Here is a 25,596-nt window from a genome sequence, read left to right as displayed (position 1 = left end):
CATAGAAGACACTAGCGAAAAACATTGTAAAGACAGTATTAAATAGTCCCCCCGTCCAAAAAGTTTGGCGAATTTTTATTCCCAGGGGACCGGGGAGGGGGCTCTGCTGTCCAAAAAATATATGAAAATCCACACTCGTATTAGGGGGGATAAAAATAGAGGGGGGGTGTTTTTGTGAGTCGAACTGTCAAAATTACCGAATTGGAAAAACAATTATTGCTTCGGATCGATTCTAGCGATTTAGTAGAAATTGATAAAGTAAAGCGGTATGTCGCGCTTGTGAAGCAAACGAGAAAACTTCAAACTGAGATCAACAAACATGGTGTGCTGACCAAAACAGTAAACGGCAGTCAGGAATTTATGAAAGCAAATCCTGCAATAAAAGACTTAAATAGTCTCACAAAAACATTAATTTCTCTTGAAAAATCTATAAAATTTGAAATGATCAATCCCCCTGTACTAAATGAGGACAAGAAGGATAATGACGAACCAGAAGTCAGTGACTTATACTGATCAAACAAAAGTATGTAGATGACTATATAAAAATGTGGCGAACAGGAAAGATCTTATTTAATCAAGAGAGAATAGATCTGGTTAGGCAGCTTGAGTCAGAAGTCCTCGTTCGAGATGATATATATTTTGATGAAGAACAAATTGAGCAATGTATAAGTTATATTGAAAAATGGTATTTCAAGTTGGAACCATTCCAGAAGTTCATCATTCCTTTTATATTTCTTAAGTATAAGAAGCGCGATAAACTGTTCTACAAAGATATTGTTATCGTGATACCGCGGGGGAATGGGAAAAACGGTCTTATTTCGGGATTGGGTGACTATTTCATTAGTCCAGCTCATGGTATTGACGGATATAACGTTGATGTAGTAGCTAACAGTGAAGAGCAAGCGGAAACGTCCATCAAAGAAGTTTACAACATGAAAGAAAAGCATAAGAACTTCATGAAAAAGTTTTTTACCTGGACTAAGACAAAAGTCACTGGAAAAAAATCTTTAGCTGAATTTCGCTTCAGGACATCTAACGCTGATACAAAAGATGGTGGCCGTCCGGGTTGCTTAATCTTTGATGAGTGGCATATCTACGAGGGCATGAAATTGATTAACACACTAAGCTCTGGTTTAGGAAAAGTAAAACATAGAAGGCGTATATTCATATCCACCAACGGCCATGTCCGTGGTGGTTTTTTTGATAAATTCATTGAGCAATGTATGGAAGTATTGAAAGGCGGAAGTAAGCGACAAAATCGCTTTGTTTTCATTTGTAAGATGGATAAGAAAGAAGAAGTAGAAGAACCGGAGTTGTGGGAAAAGGCAAATCCAATGTTTAGCAAGCCTTTGAGTCCGTATGCAGAAGAATTGTATGACACCGTTATGGACGAATTTCTAGACCTGCAGGAGGATCCTTCTGGTCGCTCCGAGTTCATGGCTAAAAGAATGAATCTACCACAAGAGGACACAGCAACCAGGATCGCTTCATGGAAAGACATTATGGCCACAAATAAGCCCATACCATATGAAAAGTTAAAGCACCAAACATGTGTAGGAGCCATTGATTTCTCCTTTATAAAAGACTTTACAGCTTGTGGAGTGTTGTTTAAAGACGGAGAAAATTATATTTGGGATAGTCACCAATTTGCTAGACGAGATTTTGTGAAAGAGGCAAACCTAAAACCACCGATTGAAGAATGGGAAGAGCAAGGGCTGCTAACTTTACTAGATGAGCCAGTAATTAATATTCAGCACATGGTCAATTACTTTTGCAATATGCGGGAGAAATATGGGTTAGAAATTATAGTAGGAGATACTTTCCGGCTGGATATAGTGAAAACCGCATTAGAAGCTGAAGGTTTTCATGTTTTATACGTTCGAAACCCTCACGCCATTTATGCAAAGCTTGCTCCAAGAATTGAAATGCTCTTTGCTCAAAACAGAATAATATTTGGGGACAATCCTTTAATGCGTTGGAACACTAATAACATTGCAGTAAAGATAAAAAATGATGGAAATAAAGATTTCTTGAAGAAAGATGAAGTGAGAAGGAAAACAGATGGTTTTACAGCCTTCGTTTATGCACTATGGCAAGCAGATAATTACCTGGAAGATGAAATAGATATAGACGATTCTCTAGATGCACTTGAAGCATTAAATTTCTAAGAGGGAGGTGAGTATAAAGGTGGGATGGTTAGACAAAGTTTTAAGACGTAATAGTGAGCTAGAATCCTTATTTGATCTGGATTTAATCGATGAAACAAATCACAGGGTCTATTTAAAACAAATGGCCTTAGAAACCAACTTTAACTTTATAGCACGAACAATAAGCCAGTCAGATTTTAGAATTATGAAAAATGGCAAGCGTCAATTTGATGACTGGCATTATCTATTAAATGTCAGGCCTAACACAGATCAGACAGCTGCAAAGTTCTGGCAAGATTTTATCTACAAGTTGCTGGATGAAAATGAAGTTTTGGTAGTTCTAACAGACAATAATGATCTTTTAATAGCAGATGACTTTGAGAGAATCGAATACGCTGTCTATCCAGACATATTTAGGAATGTCACGGTAAAAGATTACACATTCCAGCGTACCTTCCAAATGGATGAGGTTCTCTATCTCACATACAACAATAAAAAGCTTACCAAGTTTATGAATGGTATGTTTAAAGACTTTGGTGATTTGTTTAGTCGTATGATTGAAATCAGTATGAGGAATCATCAAATAAGAGGAACGGTGGATGTTGACGCTACAGGGAAACTCGATGAGAAGAACCAGAACCGATTGCAAGCCTTCATCGATAAACTTTTTCAATCCTTTAAGAAAAACACGGTTGCTCTTGTACCAAAATTAAAAGGCTTTAGTTATAACGAAGTTTCTAAAGGAGAGGGAAAGGGGCAATCAATTGATGAAATAACAAAACTCAAAAAAACTTTAGTTGATGAGGTGGCAAATATACTTGGTATACCAACTGCTTTAGTCCACGGAGATTTAGCAGAGTATGAAACAAGTCTAAAAGCTTATATAAAGTTTTGTATTGGACCGTTAATAAAAAAAATAGCTGATGAGCTAAACGCAAAGCTAGTTGAGAAAGCTGATTACTTAAAAGGTGACAAGGTTGAAGTTAAAGGTGTTACTGAAAAGAGTGCTATAGAAAATGCAAATAATGCAGACAAAATGGTTGCTAGTGGTGCTTGGAGCAGAAATGATGTTAGAGAAAAGTTTGGAGATGAACGTGTTGACGATCCGCGAATGGATGAATATGTTATCACGAAAAACTATCAAACTTTAGATGAACTTGAAGGAGGTGAGAATGAGTGAAAGTAATGACCAAAGAGGATTTTTTTAAAGCATTTAAAAATCAGTCATACGTTGAACAACTAAAAGAAATCCCACAAAAATTTAATGTTGTTCATGATGAAGAGAGCAAAACAACAAACATTACTATCTACGGGATAATTGGATATTCATGGATGGGCGAAAGCTTTTCTGCAACAGATATTGATAATGCGTTAAATGAAGCCGGAGCTAATGATATTGTTATCAATTTAAATAGTCCAGGCGGAGATGCATTTGCAGGAATCGCTATTTACAATCGTTTGAAACGACATGAAGGTAAAGTAACAGTTCATGTAGATGGCTGGGCATGTTCAGCAGCATCCTTATTTCCAGCTGCAGCAGATGAAACAATAATGGGTCTCGGGTCAATGTTAATGATTCATCAAGCTTCTTCAATTGCTTTCGGAACTAAAGTGGACATGCGTAAAGAAGCCGATGTTTTAGAAGAACTTGAAGAAGGTATTATCGACATCTATATGACAAAAGCAAACGTCAGTCGTGAAGAAATTCGTGGAAAAGTAGATGCTGAGACTTGGTTCAGTTCTAAGAAGGCAGTTGAAATTGGTTTTGCAACCAGGTCAGAAAGTGCTAAGGAAGAGGAACCTGGAGAAACAAGTGATGTAACTAATTCAGCTTTAAATAGTAATCAAAAACAAGAAATCATTAACGAATTAAAAGATATCTTGAAGCCGAATAATCAACAAACTGAAGCGCCGGTAAATAAGAAACCGAAGCGCTTTTTATAATGCAAAAAATAGGGAGGAATAAAGCATGACAATTAAATTAAAAGGTAAATTGGAGAACTTTGAAAACAAAAAGCAAGCGTATATGGATGTTGTGAAAAATGAAGAAGCTACAACAGAGCAACACGAAACAGCATTTAATGAGATGTTCACAGCTCTACAGACTGATTTAACAGAGAAAATTTCAAACGAGGCACGTAATGAGGTGCACGACGCCCAAGTACTATCAGCACGCGGTCAAAATGTCTTAACTTCTAAAGAACGTAAATTTTTTAACGAAGTAATTGCAAGTGAGGGCTTTGCCGAAGATACTATTCTGCCAATCACCACTCAAGAGCGTGTTTTCGAGGATTTAAAAACCGAACACCCTCTACTTGAAGCCATTGGCTTAAAAGATCTGGGTGCGATAACTCGTTATATTTACTCTGATGCAACTAAAGCCTACGCTTGGGGTGCTCTGTTCGGTGAAATTAAAGGACAAATTTCAGCAGCATTCCGTGAAGAAAAAGTTGAACAATTGAAACTAACAGCTTTTGCGGTTATTCCAAAAGATATGTTAGTTCTTGGACCTGAATATGTAGAACGTTATGTCCGTACCGTCCTTGTTGAATCATATTCAGTTGGCTTAGAGTACGGTCTTGTAAGTGGCCGTGGTCCATCCCAAAATGAACCGATCGGGCTAATGAAAGATGTTGCTGAAAACGGAGCTGTTACAACTAAAACTTCTTCTGGAACACTAACCTTTGCTCGCTCTGAAAAAGGGGAAGTTGTTGCAAAGGAATTAGGTGGCGTAGTAGTGACTCTATCAAAAGATGCAAAAGGCAAAGCTCGAAAAGTAGCTAATAAAATTATTATGCTAGCTAGTCCAATAGATAAAATTAAAATCGAAGCCGGAAATACGATTCAAACAGATAATGGTCAATGGGTATTAAACCTGCCTTATAACATTAAGCCAGTTGAATCCGAAGAAGTTCCTGAAGGTAAAGTACTGTTCTTTGTCCAAGATGCATACTTAGCAGCCATCGCAGGAGGATATAAAATCAATAAATTTGATGAAACACTAGCCATTGAAGATGCACGTTTATACACAATGAAGCAGTTTGCAAATGGTAAACCGAAGGATAATAACACTGCTAAAGTTTATGATTTGGATATTGACTTTACTGTTCCAACAGAAGAACCAACAGAACCAGCAGGAGCATAGTGGAGGTGATCTAGTTGGTCACTGATGAACTATTAAAAGCATTTAAAGAACGAATGCATATATCTCATAGTGGAGAGGATGACAATCTCAAACGGTTGTTATCCTTTTCTCTTGCATTCGTTAAAGACAAATGTGGTGATTTCAATATATCTGGAGAAACCAATCTTGATATCAGAGCCAAAGAACTCGTCTTTGAGCGCACCAGATATGCTTACAATGATGCAGTCGAGTATTTTGACGATAACTTTTTAAGTGACATTGTTGGTCTTAGTCTGGACATTCTATTCATCCAGGAGGTTGAGACGGATGAGGGAATTTAAATACAAACCACCACGGTTGCATAGTGGGGAATTACGTACTCCTGTTACTTTCTATGAATACGCACCTAACCCTGGTCCAGAACCTGGGGAGAGCGAGAAGAAAACTCTTTACACTTGTATGGCCAAGATTGATGAAGTTTGGTTAAAAGACGTGGAGCTCGCAAAGTCAAACGGAACATTATCTGACATTACGATAACTATCCGGGATCCGTTACAGGACTATGTACCAACGGACAAGCATTATATATCAATTGATCATCCGCAATATAAAGACAATCGCTACAACGTAAAACACGTTCAGCCAGATCCGCAAAATAACAGATTCATTAATGTTATTGGGGAGCTGGTAACGTGAGCGTAAAAGTAAAAGGATTATCAAAATTATTAGCTGGATTAGAAAACAAACTTGGACAACAAGCAATGCAACATGTCAGCGATAAGGCTTTACTAGATGCTGCTAATGAGTTTGTCAAAGTGCTTAAACAAGAGTTTGAAAGTTTTAAAGACACTGGTGCCAGTATAGATGAGATCACTATTACGGGGCCTCTTTGGGAGAATGGTGTACGCACAATTAAAATACACTGGCGTGGTCCTGATGGTAGATATCGGATTATACACCTAAATGAGTGGGGAACCATTAACAATCCAAACCCAGCTGGTAAAGGTGCCATTGCAAGAGCATTGAAAAATAGTGAAAAGGCATATCGGGATGCTGTAAAGAAAGCATTAAAAGGTGGATTGTGATGGATATCTTAACAGAAGTTTATAATGCGCTGGTTGCTGACGATTACATCAAAGAACAAGCATTAGATAGAATTAAATTCTACGAATATCCGGCGACTGGCGATGTAATTAACCCACATATTGTGATAGATCCTATTGACCCACCTACTCCCAAAGACTTTGCAGATAACAACTGGACTAAGTTAGATTATCTTTTACAGATTGATGTATGGACGCGAGATAGAAAGACTACTAATCAAGTAGCAGATAAGATACGAGATATCATGTGGAATAAATTTGGATTTGCTCAAAAAGCTGGACCAAAAGAATATGCTGAAGGTGTTTTTCGTGACGCAAGACGTTACCGTGGAACTTTATATCGAGAGGACTTTGACAGCTTATAGGCTGTCTATTTTTATTTTATAAGGAGTGAGTTTAATGAATAAAGCAAACTTGTTAAAAATGAACCTGCAGCACTTTGCAGATGAAAAGAATTACCGCGCTTCAACAGGTGTAGATGAGTTTTACTACGGCGTTGTGGGCGATGGAACCATTGCAGAAGCAATTGAACGGGTGAAGTTCTTGCAAACTATTACGGTTGAAATGCCCCAGGAGCCAGTTAGAGCTTATGGTGATAATCAGACTGCAGAAATTGCCGTATCGGGCGGAGATGTTTCGGTTACTGCAGGTTTTCATAAGATTCCAATTGAAGATAAAGAAACACTTCTTGGCTGGGAAACTGTTGACGGAATAACCGCAACTGGTAGCAATGACAATCCACCATATGTTGCTGCTATATTTGCAAAAACCTATGAAGATGGATCCAAAGAATATGTAGGATTGCCAAAGGGGATGTTCACGCGTCCTTCTGTAACAGGGAACACGAAAGGGGAAAGTACAGAGTTTACAACGGAAGAAATTACTGCAAGTTTTATGGACCGTGAAGTCGAAGGATTTGATGATGAGAAATCTGCATTGTTTGCCCGTGATACAAAAGGCGTAACTACCAATCGTGACGCATTGTTTATGAAAGTCTTTGGCGTGTCACACCCTGAAGCAGGAACACCAACAGAACCGGAGGGAGTTTAATATGAGTAAACTAACAATTCCAGAAATCAAAAAGCAGTTGGACGAAAAAGGTATTGAGTATAAAAGCAACATGAAACAGGAAGAACTTCTGGATCTTCTGAATGGAGAGCAGGAAAAAGAGACAAGCAAACCAGACGCAGCTGCAGAAGAGAAAAACACCGAAACAAAAGAAGAGCCTAAACCTAAGCAATATGTTGTGGTCCGGGACTTTAAAGATTTGGAAGACAATAGCTTCGTATATTTTAAAGGCGATTCTTTCCCACGTAAAGAGAATAAAGATGTTGATGAAGCACGAATTCAAGAATTAAAATCTACCAAAAATAAACAAAATAAAGTACTAATCAAAGAGCAGGAGTAATCCCTGCTCTTTTTACTTAGGAGGAAATTAACAATGGCAAATTTAAAACGAAACATGTTAGAACTTATTAAGAATCCGGAAAGAGTTGCTAAAGGCGACGAGCCGGAGATCGAGAAAGTATGGACTCCAAGTTTTATTCCTCTCCGAGTAGCACGAGATGCAATTGAACTTTGGCATGAGATTGACACAGGTTCCGATATGTCCGAAGGTGATAAATTCGATAAGCTTGCAGACTTTGTAGCTAATGACATTTACGGAGGAAAGATAACATCAGATGACATTTATAACCGTCTCCATGCACCAGGAGGAAAAAATGTGTTAAATCAGCAGATAATATTCGTGGCTCAAGGACAGCAATCTGATGAAACAAAAAACTCATTGGCGAGGAAAGATTAGAGGATGAGGATTTTTCTATCGCAAAGCAAGCCGAGTACATGGACAAACTCATCCTTAAGTTAATGAAGAGTGGAAAGGACATCAACGAAATACTAGATATGCCAATCCACTACGTTGTCCAGCTCATGCAAGATAAGAATAAACCTAGAAAAGAAACATCCCTAATAGCTGCATTTGGCGGTTAAAGAAAGGAGGTATATAACATGGCTGAAAAAATAGAAGGCCTTTCCATTGAGCTAGATTTAGAGACTATGAAAATAAATTCCGGTCTAAAAGATTTGAAGTCTCAACTTACCGTTGTTAATAGCGAAATGAAAGCCAATATGTCTGCGTTTGATCGTAGCGATAAATCTGTTGAAAAATATGAAACTAGGTTGCAAGGTCTTAATAAGAAGTTAGAAGTGCAAAAAGCTGTAACAGAGAGTGCGCGAAAAACGTATGAGAAGATGGTCAAAGAACACGGAGAAGGTACCGAGGAAGCAAAGAAGGCAGCTAAAGAATATAACAACCAGGTCGCTTCCTTGAATAACTTAAGCCGTTATGTTGGCCGAGTAGAAGATGATCTTGCAAAACTGAGAGAAGAACAGCGTATTGCCAACTCCAACTGGACAAAGATGGGCGACAAATTAGATAACGCTGGTAATAAAATGAAAGCCTTTGGCGATAAAGCGTCTGACGCTGGAAAGGCTATGTCTACCACGGTCACCCCTGCTATCTTGGGCATCGGGACAGCTGCAGGTTTAGTCGCAGGCAGTTATGAAGATTCAGCAACAAGGATCCAAAATTCTTTAGGTCTAACTGCAGAAGAAGCTAAGGAATTAACGGATATATCCCGCAACATTTACAATAATGGTTTTGGCGAGAGCGCTGAGGAAATTGACCATGCTTTATTACAGACTAGGCAAAACATAAAGGATCTAAACAACGAAGAACTAGAACGTATCACCGAGAAAGCAGTTATCCTCGCCGATACCTTCGAAGCAGACGTAAACGAGGTCACGCGAGCCGGAAACAATCTTATGAAGGGCTTTGGTCTTGAATCAGATGAAGCCTTTGATTTGATGGCTAAAGGGGCTCAAAATGGATTAAACTTCTCTAATGAGATGTTTGACAACCTAAGTGAGTATTCAGGGCTGTTTGCTAGAATGGGCTTTTCTGCTGAAGAATACTTTGAATTGCTACAAAAAGGTTCCGAGGCTGGTGTTTATAATCTCGATTACATTAACGATGTAATGAAAGAGTTTCAGATTCGTGTGAAAGATGGTTCGGACGCAACCACTGATGCAATGGGCCAAATGTCAAAAGACACCCAAGATGTGTGGAAGGAATTCAAAAAAGGCGACAAGACTGTAAAAGACGTATCAAATGCGGTGTTGAAAGACCTTAAAGGTATGGATGATCAAGTTGAAGCTAACCAGATAGGTGTAGAGCTCTTCGGTAGTAAGTGGGAAGATCTTGAAGCAGAAGCCATGTACTCCCTTGGCGGGATTGGTGACGGGATAGAAGACGTAGACGGCACTATGGACGATATGACAAAAAATGCTGAAAAGAATATTTCACAACAATGGAAATCCACTTGGCGCGAAGCGAAGGAAGTCTTGTTGCCCGTTGGTGAAACCCTGCTTGATTTTACGAGGGAAGTCCTACCTGATGTCAAAGAAGGCATTGAGGATGTTACACAATGGTTTTCAGAACTTGACGAAGAAGGCAAAAAGAACATTGTTATGCTTGGTGGAATGGCAGCAGCTGCAGGGCCTGTTTTAACTGTAGTTGGTGGTTTAAGTTCTGGAATTGGCGGGCTAATGAAAGTAACTGGTGGGTTAACTACGGCCATAGGAAAATCTGGTGGGAAAGGTGCAGCCGGAGCCTTATCATTGCTAAGTAAAGGCGGTGTAGCAGGACTAGCCATTGCTGGTGTTGCTGGGGTCACCCTTACCGTTGCTGATTTAATTAAAAAATCAAAGGAATCCGAAGAAGTTAACTTGGATCTTGCACAGTCTTTAAGTGATCAAGCGGTACAACTTGAAACCAGCGCTGAGACATTTGATAAGCTTTCTTCCAAGGCTAAAATCAGTAATGATGAACTAGCAGAACTTAACGACTTAAACCAGAGAATCCGTGAATCTAGTAACCCGGGTGAAATAGAAGCTTTGCAAAAACAATATGACAAGCTCGCGAAAAAAAGCGGATTGTCGAAGGACGAACTTGGTTATTTATTTGATGCAAATAAAGATATTATGGATCAGGCACCTAATGTTCAACATTCAGTATCAGAAACTGGTAATGCTTTTGTGTCTAACACGGACTCTGTAAACGAATATATAGACTCTCTATATAATGCTTCTAGAGCAGAATTAGAAGGTCAGCGCATAAAGCAGCTCCAACAAGAAAAGGAACTTCGTGATGAATTGGTTGGACAACAAGAGGTTTATAATTTTAAAAATAAAGAACTTGAAGAAATGATAAAGCTTCAGAACATAAGTAGACAAGAAGCTTTGGATAGGCAATGGGAAATCAACGAAGCCTTGCAAGATGAAACTTTGTCAGAAGAGAAGAAGAAGGAACTAAGAGCAGAACATTACGCTATTGATGATTTATTGAGTGGGAATTTGGAAGAAAGGATTGTAAAGCAAACAGAAGAAACGGAAAAGGCTAGGGAAAGCAAAGAAGAAACCGAGCAGAAACTTGAAAAGTTTAAAGCTATGGATCTGCAAATGGCCAACATCATCCTAAAGCAAAATGGAATTAATGCCGAGGGTGAAAAAGGTCTAGCGCAACTTGATGAAAAGTTAGCCAAGAATCAACAGGAGCTCGCTAAATTAGATGCTCAATTAGAAAAGAACGGTGTGCTTAATGAAAAAGACCGAGAAAGACGAGCAACCTTACAAGAGATAGTGGGACAGCAGCAAGAAGCCAGAAATTATCTTTACGAAGAATTAGATCTATATAATGACCTCAATTCTTTGATCGACACAAAACTAGGTTCCTTGGACAAAGAGAAAGAGAAGCGTGTCGCCAACCTTGCTAAGACATCTGAAATTAAAATTGAGGAAGGTAACATCCTTAAACAGATGGATAAGAAAAACGAGAAACTTCTCCAAGAAAGAGCAAACTTAGTAGAAAATTGGAAGCAAGAAGGGGCAAACAAACAAGAGATCCAAGGTCAGATTGATGAAATAGATCGCAAGATATTTAGAAATGACGACGTATTGAAACAAATCCTTAGAGAAGCTGGCTTGTGGGAGGAAGCAAAAGACAAAATCAATTTTGGTACTGATGCGCTCGAGGGCCAAGGTTCTCAAATTGATAGAAATAATGCCAAAACATCAACGGGTATTGGCTTAGAAAAAGACCGGACTAAGGAAGCTGGGAAAGATGTAGACAAGGATGTTGATGTATCAGATAACGGTACTATATCTGTTTTAGATTTCGCTGCTAGAGCAGGGTTAACCAAGCCTATTACGGTAACGGACAATGGGTCAATTGATGATTTAAATGAGAGAGCTAAATCCCCAGTTAAAAAGGCTATTGAATTTGTAACGAATGGGTTTAAATGGTGGGCGAGTGGTACGCCTACAGCCGGACACCCGGGCGGTGATGCTGTTCTTGGGGATGGAAAAGGATCCAACGCAGGAAGAGAACTAGTAACATTGCCAACAGGTAAGATGTTTTTAAGTGCAGACAGGCCGACTTTATATCCTGATCTGCCTAAAGGCTCCCAAGTAATGCCAGCAAGAAAGACTAAAGAGTTAATGCGAACCGCACCAAAGTATGCTGAGGGGACACAAGACTGGCAGTCACTTTTGGAGCCGATTTCTATTAGAACCGATTTTTCCAAGCTATTAGCGTTACTAGGTAAGGATAAAATAAAAACTAATGATCATAATCCTAAAGGTGCTTCTAGTATTGAGGAAAAGCTGGACAAGTTACTATCTCTGCTAGGTAACATGAGACAGCAGCCTGAAATTAACCAAACTCTTCATTTTCACAGTACCGAATCAAGCCCTGCAGATAATGCACGTAAACAGAAGAAAGCTATTCAAGACTTAGCAATGGAATGGAGGGATTAGATAATGAGACGGCTAACATATGAAAACGCACGTGGAGAGTCGATTGTCTTTTATCTATCTCCATTGCTAATTGAAAGTTTGAATGGAATCGGGGAAGTTGATGCGGACATTCAAGGACAAACCGCACCTTATCAAGATGGTGATACGTATATAGATACACGTTTACAACCACGTTATATCGACTTACAAGGATCCATATTAAAAAAAGACTTGAAGGAAATAAAATCCTACAGAAAAGAGATCTTACGGGTATGTAATCCTAAACTTGGCTTAGGGAAAATTATCTTGGAACTGGATGGAGACATAAAAGAGATTTACGGAGCACTAGATGGCGTTCCTGTTTTTCCGGAAAGAGGGCGCAACGTCTGGCAACAATTTTCGATAGCATGGAAGTGCTCTAATCCATATTGGCTAGACCCGAATCAAACTTCTAAACCATTACAAGCATACGTGGGAAACTTTACCTTGCCAAATACTTTCCCTGTTGAACTTGGGAAATCAGGATCCAGAACAGTATTGACTAATGAGGGTGATGTACCAGCTGCAGTAAGAATTGATGTACAGGGACCAGTTACTAATCCCCGAATTATTAATCAAACTACGGGAGCATGGATTCGGATTAATCGAGCGATTGCTACAGATGAAATTTTGCATATTGATACAACTGAAGGAAGCAAACGGGTCGAAATCTACCGTGGAAATATGATTTATCCAGCACTTGGCTATATGGATCATGATTCTACCTGGTTAAAGCTTGAAGTAGGAGAGAATGAAATTGAACACATCGCGGATGCAGGGGACAGGAATAGCTTAGTGTCTGTCACCTGGAATAGTCAGTATGTGGGGATATAAAAATGAAGGAGGAAAAGGAATGAGTAAAAAAGTGAAAAACGGTGCTTATGAGCACCGTTCCATTGATGTTAAGAATTATTTTCCGAAAGGGTTCCGGATGACACCCCAACAATTTGGTCAGAAAATAAAATTAAACTTGAAAAGTTATTAATTTGATCACTACCGTAAGGTCTAATTACTACATTTTCAAGAACAAATGATGTTTTATCTAACAAAACATCTTCATTATTATGTTCTTTAAGTGCTTCTCTTGTTAGGGAAACAGCACTCTGGGAGATGAATTTAGAATAATTGCTTTCATTTAATTCATCTTCTTTGAAATCTCCAGTTAATATTTTTTCTGCAGTTACAATTCCAAAGTTAGTGATAAAAATAATTTTATTCTTATCGTCAGAGTTTTCATTTGCTATTTGAACTGCTGAATAAACATTTAATGTAGTTAATGCCTTAAAATCTCGCTTTTCAAGAAAGCTTTTAGCCATGTGATACCACCTCCCTCCAATCTACACTATTCGACAGGGAGTTATATTTTTCCTTCAAAGGAGTGAAGTAAATGGAAAGAATGTATTTTTTCGATAGTACTGCAGATGATCAACGGGTTTATCAAGCTGCCGATTGGGCAAGATTTCATGGACAAATAATCGGAAATGGTGTTTCCAATGATCCTAACTTGCCCAATTTAGAAGTTACTGCTAAAACAAATATGGAGATTGCACTAGGAGCAGGCTTTATGTTTGCGAATGGGTATATGTACGAAAACGATAGTACGATGACATTAACGCATGCAATCGCAGATCCTAATAATGATCGTATTGATAGGATAGTTATTTGTTTTGATAACAACCCAGCAGAACGGCGTATTTATGCGTATGTTAAAAAGGGGACACCTGCTAGTAATCCTGTATTACCTAGTTTAACTCGCGATAGTTACGTTTTTGAGATGAGTGTTGCTCAGGTGAGGATCATTGCTGGAAAATCATTTGTCGAGCAGTCAGAAATCGAAGATGAACGGGCGGACGATCTAGTGTGTGGATATATACCGTTACACAACATTTACCGTGGATTAACTATTAATGAGGTTGGCATGGTTAGTATGCCTAATCAGTCGTTTATAAAAACCAGGAATAATACCTCACAACCAGTTCCAGCAGGTGTTTCTTTATCACAGGCTTTAAAAATTAAGTTTGGAGAAACGCAAGCCGATAAGCAGTCCGAAATTATAAGTGATGAGCAATTCGTAGCTAAAGCAGATGGTATTTATTCGTTTTGGATTGAAATGGCTTTTGAATTTAGTGACGTAGTGATCGATGGTCAAATTTCTGTTTATGTATACGTTAATGGAGCGCAAAGCTTCCCGTTAGGTACGAAGTCTTTCGGTACCACTTCCGATAGGTTCCTGATGGTGAGTGGGTTTGATGATTTGCAAGAGGGGGATGTTGTAGATTTCCGATTCACGACTGGTAATTTTGATAGAGATACACAGACACAATTTGTCAGAGTACGAGTTTCTAAAGTAGCTTAAGGTGGGTGATAATGTGAAGATGCCATTACGGATATATAACCGATTTTTAGATTTTCAAGCAGAGATTGATACCTACCAATCCTTGCAGTTTGGGCGTGATTTTCATGGAGTGGGAGATTTTGAATTACATGTGAATCGGTATATGCATGAAGCAAAATATCTAGAAAAAGGAAACCTGGTTGCATTAAACAAACAAAGCAACAAAGTAGGTATTATTCTTACGAAAGAAATTGCATTAGATGATAGTGGTAAAGATTCGGAGAATTTTAAGCTAACAGGCTATACAATAGATGGCATTATGGGCAGACGATTAACTGTTCCGCCTGGTCACACAAGCCATGATCGTAAAACCGGAAATACGGAAACGGTGCTGAAACATTATGTATATAACCATTTTGTTAATCCTGTGGATCCAAGTCGTAAAATGCCACATATAGAAGTAGCTCCGGACCTTAAGCGAGGTGGGCATATTGAATGGGAATCTCGATATAAAAACATTGCGGATGAGCTTGAAAGCATCTCTATCAAAACGGGGTTAGGATGGGGGTTATTCGCAAACTTCAAGACTAAAAAGTTAATATTTGATGTCATAGAAGCAAAAGACCTCACACAGGATAATCCATATGGAAACCATCCTGTGTTTTTTAGTCCCGAATTTGAGACCATAAAGTCACAGGGATTTATCAACAGTGATAATGATTTACGTAATGTGGGTTATGTTGGTGGGCAAGGCGAAGGTGCTGAAAGGGAAATTATCACGCTTGGGAATAATGCTGGATGGGATCGTATCGAAACGTTTATTGATGCTCGAGATGTTGGCGGAAAAGGTGAAGAAGAATTGTCACCAGAAGAAATTAGACAACAACTAGAAGAACGCGGTCAGTCCAAAATGCGTGATATGGAGAGCGTCTATACATTAGAGGCAGAGATTATAACACCTAGCCAAGAGTCTCCTTTCCAATACGGAGAAGACTTTGATTTAGGTGATAAAGTCCAAGTGGTTAATAAATCATGGGGGCTGCAGATGACGGCTCCTATAACACACTTCAAGGAGATACATGAGGTAAGCGGTTTTCGTTTAGAAGCTACTTTTGGTCGCTCCCGTCCAACTTTGATAAGTAAAATGAAAAATAAATTTGATGAACTGCAAGGAGTGGAAAAACAAGAGCTTCCAGCTTTAATTGCGGTAGAAACAAAGAAATATACCAATCAGAAAGTATTAGAAGAAGAACAGGAACGAATCGAACAAGCCAAAGCGAACCTTGAAGTTTCTATTAGGCATACGGAAGAATACGCTGAGAAAAAGCGCGTAGAGTCTCCAACGCCACCTAATGATAAGACAGTAATTTGGGTAGATATTTCGGATACGAAGAACGTGATCTGGAAAATTTGGAGTGAGGAAGAAGGAATTTGGAAGGCTGGCCCAGGGGGGCCCCAAGGGTTACCTGGTCCGCCTGGTGAAGATGGAAGAACCTTATATACATGGTTGAAATTCGCTGATAGCCCAACAAGTGGTATGAGCGATTCTCCAACTGGAAAGGAATATATAGGTTTAGCCTATAATAAAAGTTCTCCTAATGAGAGTGCGAATTACGAGGACTATACCTGGGCAAAAACAAAGGGGGATAAAGGAATACCAGGAGACCCCGGTGCAGATGGCACTCCAAGGTATACATGGACAAAATATGCTGATGACAAAGATGGAAATGGGATGTCAGATAGCCCTGGAGGAAAAAGGTATTTAGGGTTAGCCTATAATAAAACAACTGCTTCCGAATCAAATAATGCTAGTGATTATAGTTGGTCGCCTTTGTACGATAATGTAAAACCGGGTGGAAGAAACTTAATACTAAATAGTGACAACATAGACAAATGGAATACTTATAGTGGTTCTTTAGCACAAGTAGAAGAATTTAGCATGAGGGAAGAGTGGGGTTTTTCTAAAGCATATAAGGTCACAACAACAGGCGGGAGTCATGGCATCAAATTTCTATACACAACTAATAGTAGTACAGCTGTTTCAGAACCTATGGTATTAGATCAAACATACGTATATTCTATATATCTTAAAAATGTAGGAATAACCCCTTTTTATTTTCATATTAACGGTTTAGTTTTTTCAGGTTCTTCTGGTCAAAGCGAAAGAGTAGACCCGGGTGAAAGTAAAAGAATAGTTCTTACAGGGGTAAGGCGTATAGATTATGATTGGATTCAACCAATGGTGAGAGCTTACAATGAAAGCGACTCTTTAGAATTTGTTATGGGGAGAGAAAAGTTAGAAAAAAGTAATGTAGCTTCAGATTGGAGTATAGCCCCAGAAGATGTAGCACAAGATGCACAGGATAAAGCAGATGCAGCCCAATCCGCAGCTGAATCTGTTGCGGTTGCTAAAGCTAATCTCGCTGAAACACAAGCAAAGGCGTACGCTGACGGGAAAGTTTCTGCCGAAGAAGCTCGTGCTATTCAAGACGCCAAAGATAAACTCGCACAGGCGAAAGCAGACGCCAAAGTGAAAGCGGACGCGGCAGAAACTAATGCAAAAGACTATGCTAAGGATAGAGCAGATAGTATAGATGGGAAATTAAACAACGCAGTAACCGAGGTAGATAATGAAGGTATTACGGTACAAGACGGAGGGTTCTTTCTCAGGGACGGAGAATCGGGACTTAAATACAACGCCACACCAAGGAGGAATATAGTTAAAGACCACTCATTCGAATTGGTCAAACATGATCCAGACTCTATGGGGTCAACTGCTATTAAGTATAACTGGTTGGATATGAGGATGTCCGATAATCCTAGTGAGAATATATGGATAGAACGGGGCGGAGCCAAGGTAGCGATGGTGTGGGGGCCGGATAATCGGAGCGCACTGCCTATATTTGGTGAGAAGGCAATATGCGTTAGAAGCGGAGATTACGTATATCAGACTATTTACGATGGCGTAGCTGGTGGTATGACGTTCACCGCATCCGGGTTCTTCAAAAGACAGCACAATGTAGTAGCAGGGGGTACACCAAGATTTGAAATTGATCATATAAACGCAGCGGGAGATTTTATCAGAAGACTAACCAACACTATCTTTCCTGCTGTTCCTGATGATTATTCTGTAGTAAGACATGCAGTCACATTCGCTATACCCACTGATTTCTCAGAGGGAGACTCACTGGAGTTTAAAGTGTCTGGTGGTAACAATGAATGGGTACAATGTGATGGCATACAGATAGTGGAGGGCACTTCACCATCCGTTTACATGCCAGAAGACTCTACTTGGGAAATAGCAAAAGGGAGATATAACGCGATAGGGAGAGCCCCTACTTTGTGGACCGGTGCGATCTACATGCAGGGAGGGCAGACCGCAACACCTACCAAACCACTCACAGACTGTAGGAATGGTTGGGTTTTAGTTTGGGCTAGATACGCTAGTGGCACTATGTATAGGGACAACCTTAGTTTTTCTCATATCCATAAATCAAGATTAGATATTGGAGGCGGTGGAGGTATTAATCTATTTGTAGGTGCAGATACGCCAGGTACAACCGTTAATAGAAAATATATATACGTTGATAATGGCGAAATACGGGGCAACGACACCAACAGGGAATCGCCTCACAATGAACGAGTGCTAATTGGTATTTTTGAATACTAAGGGAGGCAAAACAGCAGAATGGTTATTCACATGGAAGTGTCTGATGAAGGCAGAGTGCAAGGTTGGAGTTCTACCTATTACAAAGGCACAGTTGAACAGGAGATAGACGAAAGTCACCCCTTCTTTGACTCACCAATGCTATACAAGTTGGTAGAAGGAGAACTCGTAAAAGACGATGAATATGAGCAGCAGTTAATAGAGGAAGAACAAGAGAAACTTAGTAAACCAAGCATAGAGGATCAGTTATCTATTGCTTTACTAGAAATGAATGAAAAACTATATAAATTGGAAGGAGGTGGGTAAATGTTGGCCGTTATCTATGCTACACAAATAATTAAGGGAAATTGGACCTATGACAGAGTGCCGAATGATTACAAAGAAGATGTAAGATTACTAATAATTTCAGAAGGTAGAGAAGATCTGATTAACGCCCAGTAAGGCGTTATTTTTATGTCTATGATTATAAAAAATGTTTAAAATAAGGGAATTTAGCCAATAATAGTTTAGTAATATATTAAGAAAAGAGGTGAATATATGTCTGAAACTTTTACAGATTTTTTAAATAAAAAAGGAATTCAAGCAAAATATTATGTAGACGAGATTTCAAGGCAGGTAGTTTATAGAATAGAAGGCTTCGATTATTCAACTAGTGATCTTTTTTCCAGCCGATATAGTAGTTTATTAAGGGAATATACATTCCGATTAAATAAATAAAATAAAGGACTTTCGACCCTCCTGTCGAAATAGGTAGATAGGAGGGGATATTATTGGGTTTTCGATATGATATGATGGGAAAGTCAAACCAAGCTCAAGAAATAGTGAGGCAACGTGATAGGGAAGAACGAATTTTAAAAGAAGAGAAGCGTAAAAAGGGAAATAAACCCCAATCTAAACCAATAAACGATACTGAATATTGTACTTTATGGAAACGGGTTACAGTAAATGTGGAAAACGATGGAGTAGCCGCAATAGAGTTAATAACAGTTAAAGAGTTGAAACAAGACGAAGTTAGATTTGCTTTCTATAAAAAGGAAGATGATAATTTGCGTTTTATTTCTAGACCTTTAGATGTTACACCATCCGTTTTAAAAGAATTATTAGAAAAAGCTAAAGATGAAGGAATAATAACTTAAAGCATCCTTAACAGGGTGCTTTTTTATGTACAGAAACACCCCGTCATATTACATGGCGGGTTATTTACGTCAAATCGTTAGGGGGTCTAGAATGACACAAACAGCGAAGGAAGTGGAGGACATGGAGAAATTCATGACAGTGCTCATGGAGGTAAAAGTGTCGCTTGCTGAACAAAATGGGAAATTGGACAACTTGCTCGATATGAAAGACAAGATCAATGAGACCTACGATATTGCTAAGGGAGCTCATAACCGAGCAAAGGAGAACGAGAAGGATATTGCAGCGTTAAGTAAAGAAGTGTCACATTCCGCAAGTAAAGAAGATGTAGAACGCATTGTTAAGCAAAGAGAAAATACTTTTAAGAACTTACCGTCATGGTTGGCATTAGCCATATCCATAGCGGTTTTTTTATTGACTTATTTAGCAAATTGAAAGGAGGTGAAACAAAATGGACAAAGGTACTATCGTTAGAACAGTAGCGCTAGCTATTGCATGGATAAACGCATTGTTGGCTCAATATGGATTACAACCTATTCCAGTATTAGACGAGGAAACAATCGCTTATGGATTGGCTTTTCTAGCTTCTCTATGGACTTGGTTTAAGAACAACTATATTACTCTTAAAGGGAAGCAGCAAAAGAAAGTTTTACAACGAAATAACCTTACCAAATAGTCAAGCGGCTAGTCCAAACGGGCAAGCCGTTTTTCTAATATATTAAATCAAGGAGGAGATTTACTATGGCAATTATCGCTATTGGAGCAGGACATGGAATCAACACACCGGGGAAAAGATCACCGGCAGGAGAAAGAGAATGGAGTTTTAACAATAAGGTAGTTTCAGCTGCTATTAAGGATCTTGGAGGCTACGAGAACGCACGTATTGTGAGATTAGATGATCCTACTGGAAATACAGACGTCCCACTATCTACTAGAACTAACAAGGCAAACAATGCTAATGCGGATATTTTGGTATCGTACCACCACAATGCCAATACAGGGCAATGGGGATCTTGGACAGGAACAGAAACGTATCACTATCCTGGTTCCTCTTCAGGTAATACCTTAGCAAGAGGAATCCATCCTAGTATTGTAACAGCGATGGGGCTCCGTGATCGTGGCATTAAAACAGCGAACTTTCATATGCTCCGTGAATCGAACATGCCAGCCATTCTTATTGAAGGTGGGTTCATGGACTCAACCATTGATATTCAGAAGATGCGCAATGACGTTGTAATGGATAACACTGGTAAAGCCTTGGCCGATGCCATTGCTTCGCACTTTGGATTAGTAAAGAAAGATGATGACGTATCCGGACAAGGGTATGTGGAGATTGTAACAGATTCTCTTTGGACGTATAATACTGCTGATTGGGACGACAAGGCTGTTGTTGTAAATAGAGGAGAAGTGTTTACTATTATTCGGGACAAGTTCCCTGTGGACGGTGGTCAAATGTATCAAATTAAGAGTGGATTGTATATTACAGCCAACTCTAATTATGTAAGGTATTATACGAAGTGAAAAGAAAAGCCCTCACTCTTTTGGGGGCTTAATAAAAGTCTATTTTAAGTTTTTGGTTTTCGCATTTTCTTATATAAAACTCTTTTAATTGTTTAATGTTCAAAGATTTCTCTTTAGAAGTGTGCTTAAAATTATTAGCATCAGGGTCAGGGTGTATTCTTAAAATGGGGATGTTTTCTTCTTCTAACAAAGCTACTAGTTTGCTTAAATAGTAAGATGCTATGCCTCTATTACGATATTGTGGGTCATGGACATGGATGTATTCAAGCGTATAACAAGCTGGCGAGTTTGTTAACTTCAATAACTTATCAGAAGATCTAAAGAAGTCCATAGAAAATATTGGTAGTTGTCTGTTGTTCTGTGTGACTTTAACTAAACAGAATTTATAATTTCCATCTTTGCATCGGTAACCTTTAAGATCAGAGCCAGGAATACTTTCCGCGTTAGTGATCAAGCTTAAATTTTCATTTTTTAACCCCTCGATGACAGGTATACCAAACTTATCCCTGATTATTTCTTCTGGGCTCATCTTACCTATAGCTTTACTCATTAATTAGATCCTCACTTTTTTTATGAGTATGCCATAAATCACTTAATTTCAATGCATTTTCTAATGAAAGCTTCACTATCTCTATTTCTCCACTTTTAAGCCTTCCTATGGTACTTCGATTAATACCAGTTTCCTGCTGGATCTTGTATGCTGTAATCTTCGAGTGCAAAAGAGCTTCTATATTTTGAATGATAGGGTGCTTATTTATTTTCATGTAAGTTCTCCAACTCCTTTTTTAGTTTCTTTTTCTTGCGATTTAATACTACATTCCATATTCCCAAAACCCCGATAGAACTCCATAAAATTACCATTAGTATATAAAACATAATCCATGTGGTATACTTAGGAAAAGAGGGAAGGGGTTTAACCCCCTCTTCTCTTTCTTCTAATATCTAGTCTTAGCATTTTGATTTCTAACCTTTTCTTTTGGGCTGTCAACCAAAGATTATAGAGGGTTAGTATCGATATTGCTAAGGCTATTATTTTTGCTAAGTATTCCACTTGTTCACCTCCTTGTCTATGTTTATATTATAGCAAAATCGTTGCGTTTACGCAACCAAAATGTAATAATAACTTTTTACACAAAAAAGTGTCCTCCAAAGGAGGACTTTAGATTTTATCATTCTTTTTTTCTTCAGTTAAAATTCTGGCCAAAGCCTTAATAGCTTCGAAGTCATGAGTTTTATTTTCCATGGTTTGGTAAGTTTCTAAGTTTTTCGAGACTATATTTATTAATTCATTTGCATTTATTTCTTTGGAGTTTGAATTGGATGAATAAATAACTTTCCTTATTGTATCACGCCAGAAACTTAACTCTTTACTATAATCGTTGAGTTGTGCGTTTGTTAATAGCCGTTGTTTCTTATGAAAGTTATCAATTTTTTCGAGGTCTTCCTTGGTATCTTTTAATTGATTATTCGTGTACTCCATATTTCTTTCCAAGTATGATTTTTGTTCTTGTATACTTTCCATATCTCTTTTAGCTGCTTCCTCAATTCTTGCAAACATCTCTTTTCTTTTCTTCTCACGCCACATAGTTAAAACTAAAATATAAATTCCATAAAGTATCGAAGAAGCAATAATATAACTAAACATTTCCATTTGTGGGCTTTGTATTTCAGATAATGTTTCAACCTCAATCCTGTTTCCATTCTTATGTATAGAAATATCTTCATTTTCAATCACACTATCTGAAAAAAGAGCAATTTGTAGATTAGTATCTTGTGGGATATTGTCTAATTTGTAAATTGAACTGTCATTGTTACTGAGGTCAAACACAGTTTTTGTTATGTTGACTGGCTCACTAGTTTTTATTTGATTACCACCTACAGAGTTAGGTAGACCTATTTCCAATCCATTTATCTCATTATTAAAAGTATTTATGGTAACAGGAGTGTAATAATCCTTATCACTTACCTTTGTACTTTCGCCGATAATTACTTTCGAATTGTCTGCGAAGATTTCGGAAAACAGCCCCCCTACAGCCAAAGTAACCAATGTTGTCATTAATGCAGTTATAATACCTTCCATCGCTATTTTTTTCATCATGCACTCCTCCTTGAAATTAATAATAACAAGAAATCTGCATTAAAATAATAAATAATATCAAGTTTTTAAATTTGCTATTGCTATAAGAACGTTTGTTCTTATATAATATAGAAACAAACGTTCTGAAAGGAGGATCTTAGCAATGAGTGTAAATGACAGAGGAACAATCAAATGGACTTCTATGATGATGCCGGAACACATTGAAATTCTAAAAGAAATACATGAGCAGCAAGAGTGGAAAAAAAAGCCTATGATCTCTGAATTTCAAAAAGAAGAGATTAACCTTGCTCTACAGTTAGCTTTAAAAGATGATCTCACTATTGAATTGGAGTTCTTTAGAGATCATGATTACCATAAGATTAAAGGGAAGGTGCTCGGTGTAGATGTGCTTAATCAGTTTGTAACAATAAACGAACAGATAGTACCGTTGGATAGTATAACTGGTGCCTGGATAGACTAGTAATAAGAAATTTTAGATGAATTTGTCAAAAATGCAGGAATAAAGGCCCTCTTTGTTGAAGTAATATTTGACAATAAAAGAGGAGGGAACTAATCGTGACAAAACAAACAACTACCATAAAAGCTTATGAGTTTACGACACCTAAATTTGCTGGTGATGTTCAGTATGAATACACTTATGATTATGAAGTAATTGACTTACTACTTAAATCAATAATGAAATTGCAAAAATCTATCAGAAAGTATAAAAATGATACAGTTTCAATCAACCTTGGTGATTATAGAGACTCGACCGAACCGAATTATGTTGAAGGTTATTTCATAACTGCTCGACACGGTGTTCGCCGATCTCAAATTGACGTTGAAACACAGGAAGAAGTTGGAACTATTGAAAGAATTCATGGGGTAGAATATAATGTACATTTTATGATAGATAAATGTAGCGGTTTACTGCTAATACAGGAAGATTTCAATAAAGTATTTAGCAGAAAATTACTTCATACTTTTTTGCATTTACATAAAAATTTAATCTACCCATATATTGAAAAATTTAATCAATTAAATTCGCAACACCCTTTTGTTATTCATAAACGTTCATCTTACAGATTGCAAACACTTCCACCAATTGATTTCATGGATAAATTAAAAGAGTTTACAAAAATTAAAAGTGCTATCCTTACATTGGACCATACTACTAATAAAAAGGCCGTAGATGTAAGTAAAATGTTAGATGAGGAATTAGAAGAAAATGAGATCGAAGAGTATGATATGGAAATTAAAATTAAGAATAAAACAGGTAGAGCAATGGTAAGTGTTTTTGAAAAATACTTTGAGTCAGTTATTGAGCAACAAAAGTATGATTCATACGCAATTGAAGGAGAATTAAATAATGGGAAAACAAAAAGAATTACTCCTGATACTATAACAAGGGATTTCTACGGTAAGGTTGAATATAATATTAATGGAGAACCTTCTACAGATGACCTTTTTAATAGAATGATTGAGATAATAAAACAAGAAAATCCCTTAATTGGCAAGGGGGGAACACCAAATATTATAGCAGTAGGTGAAGACGCTGATGTTCAAGGACAGATTCAAAAGATCATCTCAGAAAGGAACCAAGATACGGGCAGTCAAGAGCAAACAAACTAATTCCTTTTTAATATGGAAATCATACTTCCATGGAATAAATGGAAGTAGAATCTTATTAGAATTTATTATTCCTGTTATTCTTGCGTTATTTAGTTCTATAATTACGTATATATCTCAGTCGAACGTATCAGAAACACTATTAAAAGTAGAAGAAACCAACACCGATTTTTTTACGATAATTGCCATTTTAGTTGGATTTAATATAACATCAGTTTCATTAATTGCAGTATTTAATAGAGAAACATTAAAAAACGCATTTTCAAAATTAAAAGAAGATAAAGAAAAGGAAGGTGCCCTTCGACAACTAATATCTTCATTTATATATTGTGTATTCATACAAATAGGGGTAATTGTATTAGGCTTCTTCTATAATATTAATATAAATAATATCTTGGATATTGAAGTGTTAAGACAACTAAGTAATATTACCAAACAAGTGATAACCTACACCTTATATACATTCTGGAATGTTATTATTTTTCACAGTTTTATTGTAACCATAAGAAACATTATTCTTATTTATAAGTTTATTTTGGTAGTATATAAGCAGTAAATATTTAGCCCTCACTTAGAGGGCTTTTTCTTTATTACTACAACCTTCCCAGACAACTCCTCACTCAAGCGATCACATTCCTTGGTGGTCAGCTCTTCCTTTATTAAAAGTTCACTCATGCCAGCATCCGTAAACTCTCCGTAGTAATCTTGTTCCAATCTCTCCATATCCCTCAGTGTTCCAAATCCGGCAATGTGTCCAAGTATCTTTTTCTCCATAATAAAATCCCCTCCTAACCCTATAATCGTAAATGGGTATTAGAAGGGGGTGTCCTTTCAAACTTTTATTCTAAGCTTCTTAAAAAAATCGTACTTGTAAATCATCTCTTTAAATGGCCGGGCATCCTTATAAATAATTTCCCTGTCGCTACAGTGTAAGTGCCTTACTGTGTTTATGTCATCCAAACAAACT

30 protein-coding genes are annotated in these 25,596 nt (G+C 37.8%); 25 read left to right on the top strand and 5 right to left on the bottom strand.

The window, feature by feature from the left end; genetic code table 11:
* Positions 1–174 precede the first annotated feature (174 nt).
* Genes K3T81_RS07455 through K3T81_RS07385 form a run of 15 tightly spaced genes read left to right on the top strand, consistent with a single transcriptional unit; the run spans position 175 to position 13,100 of the window.
* On the top strand, positions 175–513 hold the full coding sequence (locus K3T81_RS07455) for a P27 family phage terminase small subunit (protein WP_238019138.1): 339 nt from the start codon (positions 175–177) through the stop codon (positions 511–513).
* A complete protein-coding gene (locus K3T81_RS07450; protein ID WP_238019333.1) occupies positions 510–2,168 on the top strand; it encodes a terminase TerL endonuclease subunit in 1,659 nt (552 codons plus the stop codon). The genes K3T81_RS07455 and K3T81_RS07450 overlap by 4 nt, the downstream gene beginning before the upstream one ends.
* 19 nt (positions 2,169–2,187) lie before the next feature.
* Positions 2,188–3,327, top strand: coding sequence for a phage portal protein (locus tag K3T81_RS07445; RefSeq protein ID WP_238019135.1), 1,140 nt, complete (start codon positions 2,188–2,190; stop codon positions 3,325–3,327).
* A 5-nt stretch (positions 3,328–3,332) separates the two neighbouring features.
* Complete coding sequence (locus K3T81_RS07440; protein ID WP_238019331.1) at positions 3,333–4,091, top strand: head maturation protease, ClpP-related; 759 nt, start codon at positions 3,333–3,335, stop codon at positions 4,089–4,091.
* Positions 4,092–4,116: 25 nt separating this feature from the next.
* Complete coding sequence (locus K3T81_RS07435) at positions 4,117–5,292, top strand: phage major capsid family protein (RefSeq protein ID WP_238019133.1); 1,176 nt, start codon at positions 4,117–4,119, stop codon at positions 5,290–5,292.
* Positions 5,293–5,345: 53 nt separating this feature from the next.
* A complete protein-coding gene (locus K3T81_RS07430; RefSeq protein WP_238019329.1) occupies positions 5,346–5,612 on the top strand; it encodes a phage gp6-like head-tail connector protein in 267 nt (88 codons plus the stop codon).
* A complete protein-coding gene (locus tag K3T81_RS07425) occupies positions 5,599–5,967 on the top strand; it encodes a head-tail adaptor protein (protein ID WP_238019131.1) in 369 nt (122 codons plus the stop codon). The genes K3T81_RS07430 and K3T81_RS07425 overlap by 14 nt, the downstream gene beginning before the upstream one ends.
* On the top strand, positions 5,964–6,356 hold the full coding sequence (locus K3T81_RS07420; protein ID WP_238019129.1) for a hypothetical protein: 393 nt from the start codon (positions 5,964–5,966) through the stop codon (positions 6,354–6,356). The genes K3T81_RS07425 and K3T81_RS07420 overlap by 4 nt, the downstream gene beginning before the upstream one ends.
* Entirely contained in the window at positions 6,356–6,739 is a 384-nt protein-coding gene (locus K3T81_RS07415; RefSeq protein ID WP_238019127.1) for a hypothetical protein, read from the top strand. The genes K3T81_RS07420 and K3T81_RS07415 overlap by 1 nt, the downstream gene beginning before the upstream one ends.
* Before the next feature lie 34 nt (positions 6,740–6,773).
* A complete protein-coding gene (locus tag K3T81_RS07410; RefSeq protein ID WP_238019125.1) occupies positions 6,774–7,424 on the top strand; it encodes a major tail protein in 651 nt (216 codons plus the stop codon).
* Position 7,425: 1 nt separating this feature from the next.
* Positions 7,426–7,782, top strand: coding sequence for a HeH/LEM domain-containing protein (locus K3T81_RS07405; protein WP_238019123.1), 357 nt, complete (start codon positions 7,426–7,428; stop codon positions 7,780–7,782).
* A 33-nt stretch (positions 7,783–7,815) separates the two neighbouring features.
* On the top strand, positions 7,816–8,178 hold the full coding sequence (gene gpG, locus K3T81_RS07400) for a phage tail assembly chaperone G (RefSeq protein ID WP_238019121.1): 363 nt from the start codon (positions 7,816–7,818) through the stop codon (positions 8,176–8,178).
* A gap of 38 nt (positions 8,179–8,216) precedes the next feature.
* Positions 8,217–8,363, top strand: coding sequence for a phage tail assembly chaperone GT (gene gpGT / locus K3T81_RS07395; RefSeq protein WP_238019119.1), 147 nt, complete (start codon positions 8,217–8,219; stop codon positions 8,361–8,363).
* An 18-nt stretch (positions 8,364–8,381) separates the two neighbouring features.
* On the top strand, positions 8,382–12,248 hold the full coding sequence (locus K3T81_RS07390) for a phage tail tape measure protein (RefSeq protein ID WP_238019118.1): 3,867 nt from the start codon (positions 8,382–8,384) through the stop codon (positions 12,246–12,248).
* Between the two features lie 3 nt (positions 12,249–12,251).
* Positions 12,252–13,100 (top strand): phage tail family protein, encoded by an 849-nt coding sequence (locus K3T81_RS07385; RefSeq protein ID WP_238019116.1) that lies wholly within the window; start codon positions 12,252–12,254, stop codon positions 13,098–13,100.
* Between the two features lie 68 nt (positions 13,101–13,168).
* On the opposite strand, the gene K3T81_RS07380 is transcribed toward K3T81_RS07385, so the two are convergent.
* Positions 13,169–13,582: a hypothetical protein gene (locus tag K3T81_RS07380; protein WP_238019114.1), complete on the bottom strand. Its 414-nt coding sequence runs from the start codon at positions 13,580–13,582 to the stop codon at positions 13,169–13,171.
* Between the two features lie 71 nt (positions 13,583–13,653).
* On the opposite strand from K3T81_RS07380, the gene K3T81_RS07375 reads away from it, so the two are divergent.
* From K3T81_RS07375 to K3T81_RS07345, 8 genes are all read left to right on the top strand, one after another.
* Positions 13,654–14,622 carry a hypothetical protein gene (locus K3T81_RS07375; protein ID WP_238019113.1) on the top strand — a complete coding sequence of 323 codons (969 nt, stop codon included), beginning with the start codon at positions 13,654–13,656 and terminating at the stop codon, positions 14,620–14,622.
* A 19-nt stretch (positions 14,623–14,641) separates the two neighbouring features.
* Positions 14,642–18,271 (top strand): siphovirus ReqiPepy6 Gp37-like family protein, encoded by a 3,630-nt coding sequence (locus tag K3T81_RS07370; protein WP_238019327.1) that lies wholly within the window; start codon positions 14,642–14,644, stop codon positions 18,269–18,271.
* An 18-nt stretch (positions 18,272–18,289) separates the two neighbouring features.
* Positions 18,290–18,574 carry a hypothetical protein gene (locus K3T81_RS07365; protein ID WP_238019111.1) on the top strand — a complete coding sequence of 95 codons (285 nt, stop codon included), beginning with the start codon at positions 18,290–18,292 and terminating at the stop codon, positions 18,572–18,574.
* Positions 18,575–18,709: a CD1375 family protein gene (locus K3T81_RS19470; RefSeq protein ID WP_275949823.1), complete on the top strand. Its 135-nt coding sequence runs from the start codon at positions 18,575–18,577 to the stop codon at positions 18,707–18,709.
* A 329-nt stretch (positions 18,710–19,038) separates the two neighbouring features.
* Positions 19,039–19,404 (top strand): hypothetical protein, encoded by a 366-nt coding sequence (locus K3T81_RS07360; RefSeq protein ID WP_238019109.1) that lies wholly within the window; start codon positions 19,039–19,041, stop codon positions 19,402–19,404.
* 91 nt (positions 19,405–19,495) lie between these two features.
* Positions 19,496–19,837: a hypothetical protein gene (locus tag K3T81_RS07355; protein WP_238019107.1), complete on the top strand. Its 342-nt coding sequence runs from the start codon at positions 19,496–19,498 to the stop codon at positions 19,835–19,837.
* 16 nt (positions 19,838–19,853) lie between these two features.
* A complete protein-coding gene (locus tag K3T81_RS07350; protein ID WP_238019105.1) occupies positions 19,854–20,078 on the top strand; it encodes a phage holin in 225 nt (74 codons plus the stop codon).
* Positions 20,079–20,143: 65 nt separating this feature from the next.
* On the top strand, positions 20,144–20,923 hold the full coding sequence (locus K3T81_RS07345) for an N-acetylmuramoyl-L-alanine amidase (RefSeq protein WP_238019103.1): 780 nt from the start codon (positions 20,144–20,146) through the stop codon (positions 20,921–20,923).
* A gap of 28 nt (positions 20,924–20,951) precedes the next feature.
* Here K3T81_RS07345 and K3T81_RS07340 read toward each other — a convergent pair whose 3' ends face one another.
* The 3 genes from K3T81_RS07340 to K3T81_RS07330 all read right to left on the bottom strand — a co-directional run bounded on the left by K3T81_RS07340 (position 20,952) and on the right by K3T81_RS07330 (position 23,018).
* The gene (locus K3T81_RS07340) at positions 20,952–21,473 is read right to left on the bottom strand and encodes a GNAT family protein (RefSeq protein ID WP_238019101.1); all 522 of its coding nucleotides are present in this window, start codon (positions 21,471–21,473) and stop codon (positions 20,952–20,954) included.
* Positions 21,466–21,687, bottom strand: coding sequence for a helix-turn-helix domain-containing protein (locus K3T81_RS07335; RefSeq protein WP_238019099.1), 222 nt, complete (start codon positions 21,685–21,687; stop codon positions 21,466–21,468). Before K3T81_RS07335 ends, K3T81_RS07340 begins: the two co-directional genes overlap by 8 nt.
* A 395-nt stretch (positions 21,688–22,082) precedes the next feature.
* A complete protein-coding gene (locus tag K3T81_RS07330) occupies positions 22,083–23,018 on the bottom strand; it encodes a hypothetical protein (protein ID WP_238019097.1) in 936 nt (311 codons plus the stop codon).
* 145 nt (positions 23,019–23,163) lie between these two features.
* Between K3T81_RS07330 and K3T81_RS07325 the strand changes: the two genes are divergently transcribed.
* Both K3T81_RS07325 and K3T81_RS07320 read left to right on the top strand, forming a co-directional pair.
* Positions 23,164–23,481 carry a YolD-like family protein gene (locus K3T81_RS07325; RefSeq protein WP_238019095.1) on the top strand — a complete coding sequence of 106 codons (318 nt, stop codon included), beginning with the start codon at positions 23,164–23,166 and terminating at the stop codon, positions 23,479–23,481.
* Positions 23,482–23,576: 95 nt separating this feature from the next.
* Positions 23,577–24,632 carry a hypothetical protein gene (locus K3T81_RS07320; protein WP_238019093.1) on the top strand — a complete coding sequence of 352 codons (1,056 nt, stop codon included), beginning with the start codon at positions 23,577–23,579 and terminating at the stop codon, positions 24,630–24,632.
* Positions 24,633–25,196: 564 nt separating this feature from the next.
* Here the strand turns inward: K3T81_RS07320 and K3T81_RS07315 are convergent.
* The gene (locus tag K3T81_RS07315; RefSeq protein ID WP_238019092.1) at positions 25,197–25,403 is read right to left on the bottom strand and encodes a hypothetical protein; all 207 of its coding nucleotides are present in this window, start codon (positions 25,401–25,403) and stop codon (positions 25,197–25,199) included.
* Positions 25,404–25,596: the final 193 nt, after the last annotated feature.

This window comes from Oceanobacillus jordanicus, from assembly GCF_022095695.1.
Taxonomy (GTDB): Bacteria; Bacillota; Bacilli; order Bacillales; family Amphibacillaceae; genus Oceanobacillus_B; species Oceanobacillus_B jordanicus.
Note: the sequence above shows the minus strand (reverse complement) of the source record. Positions and strands in the feature narration are given on the sequence as shown.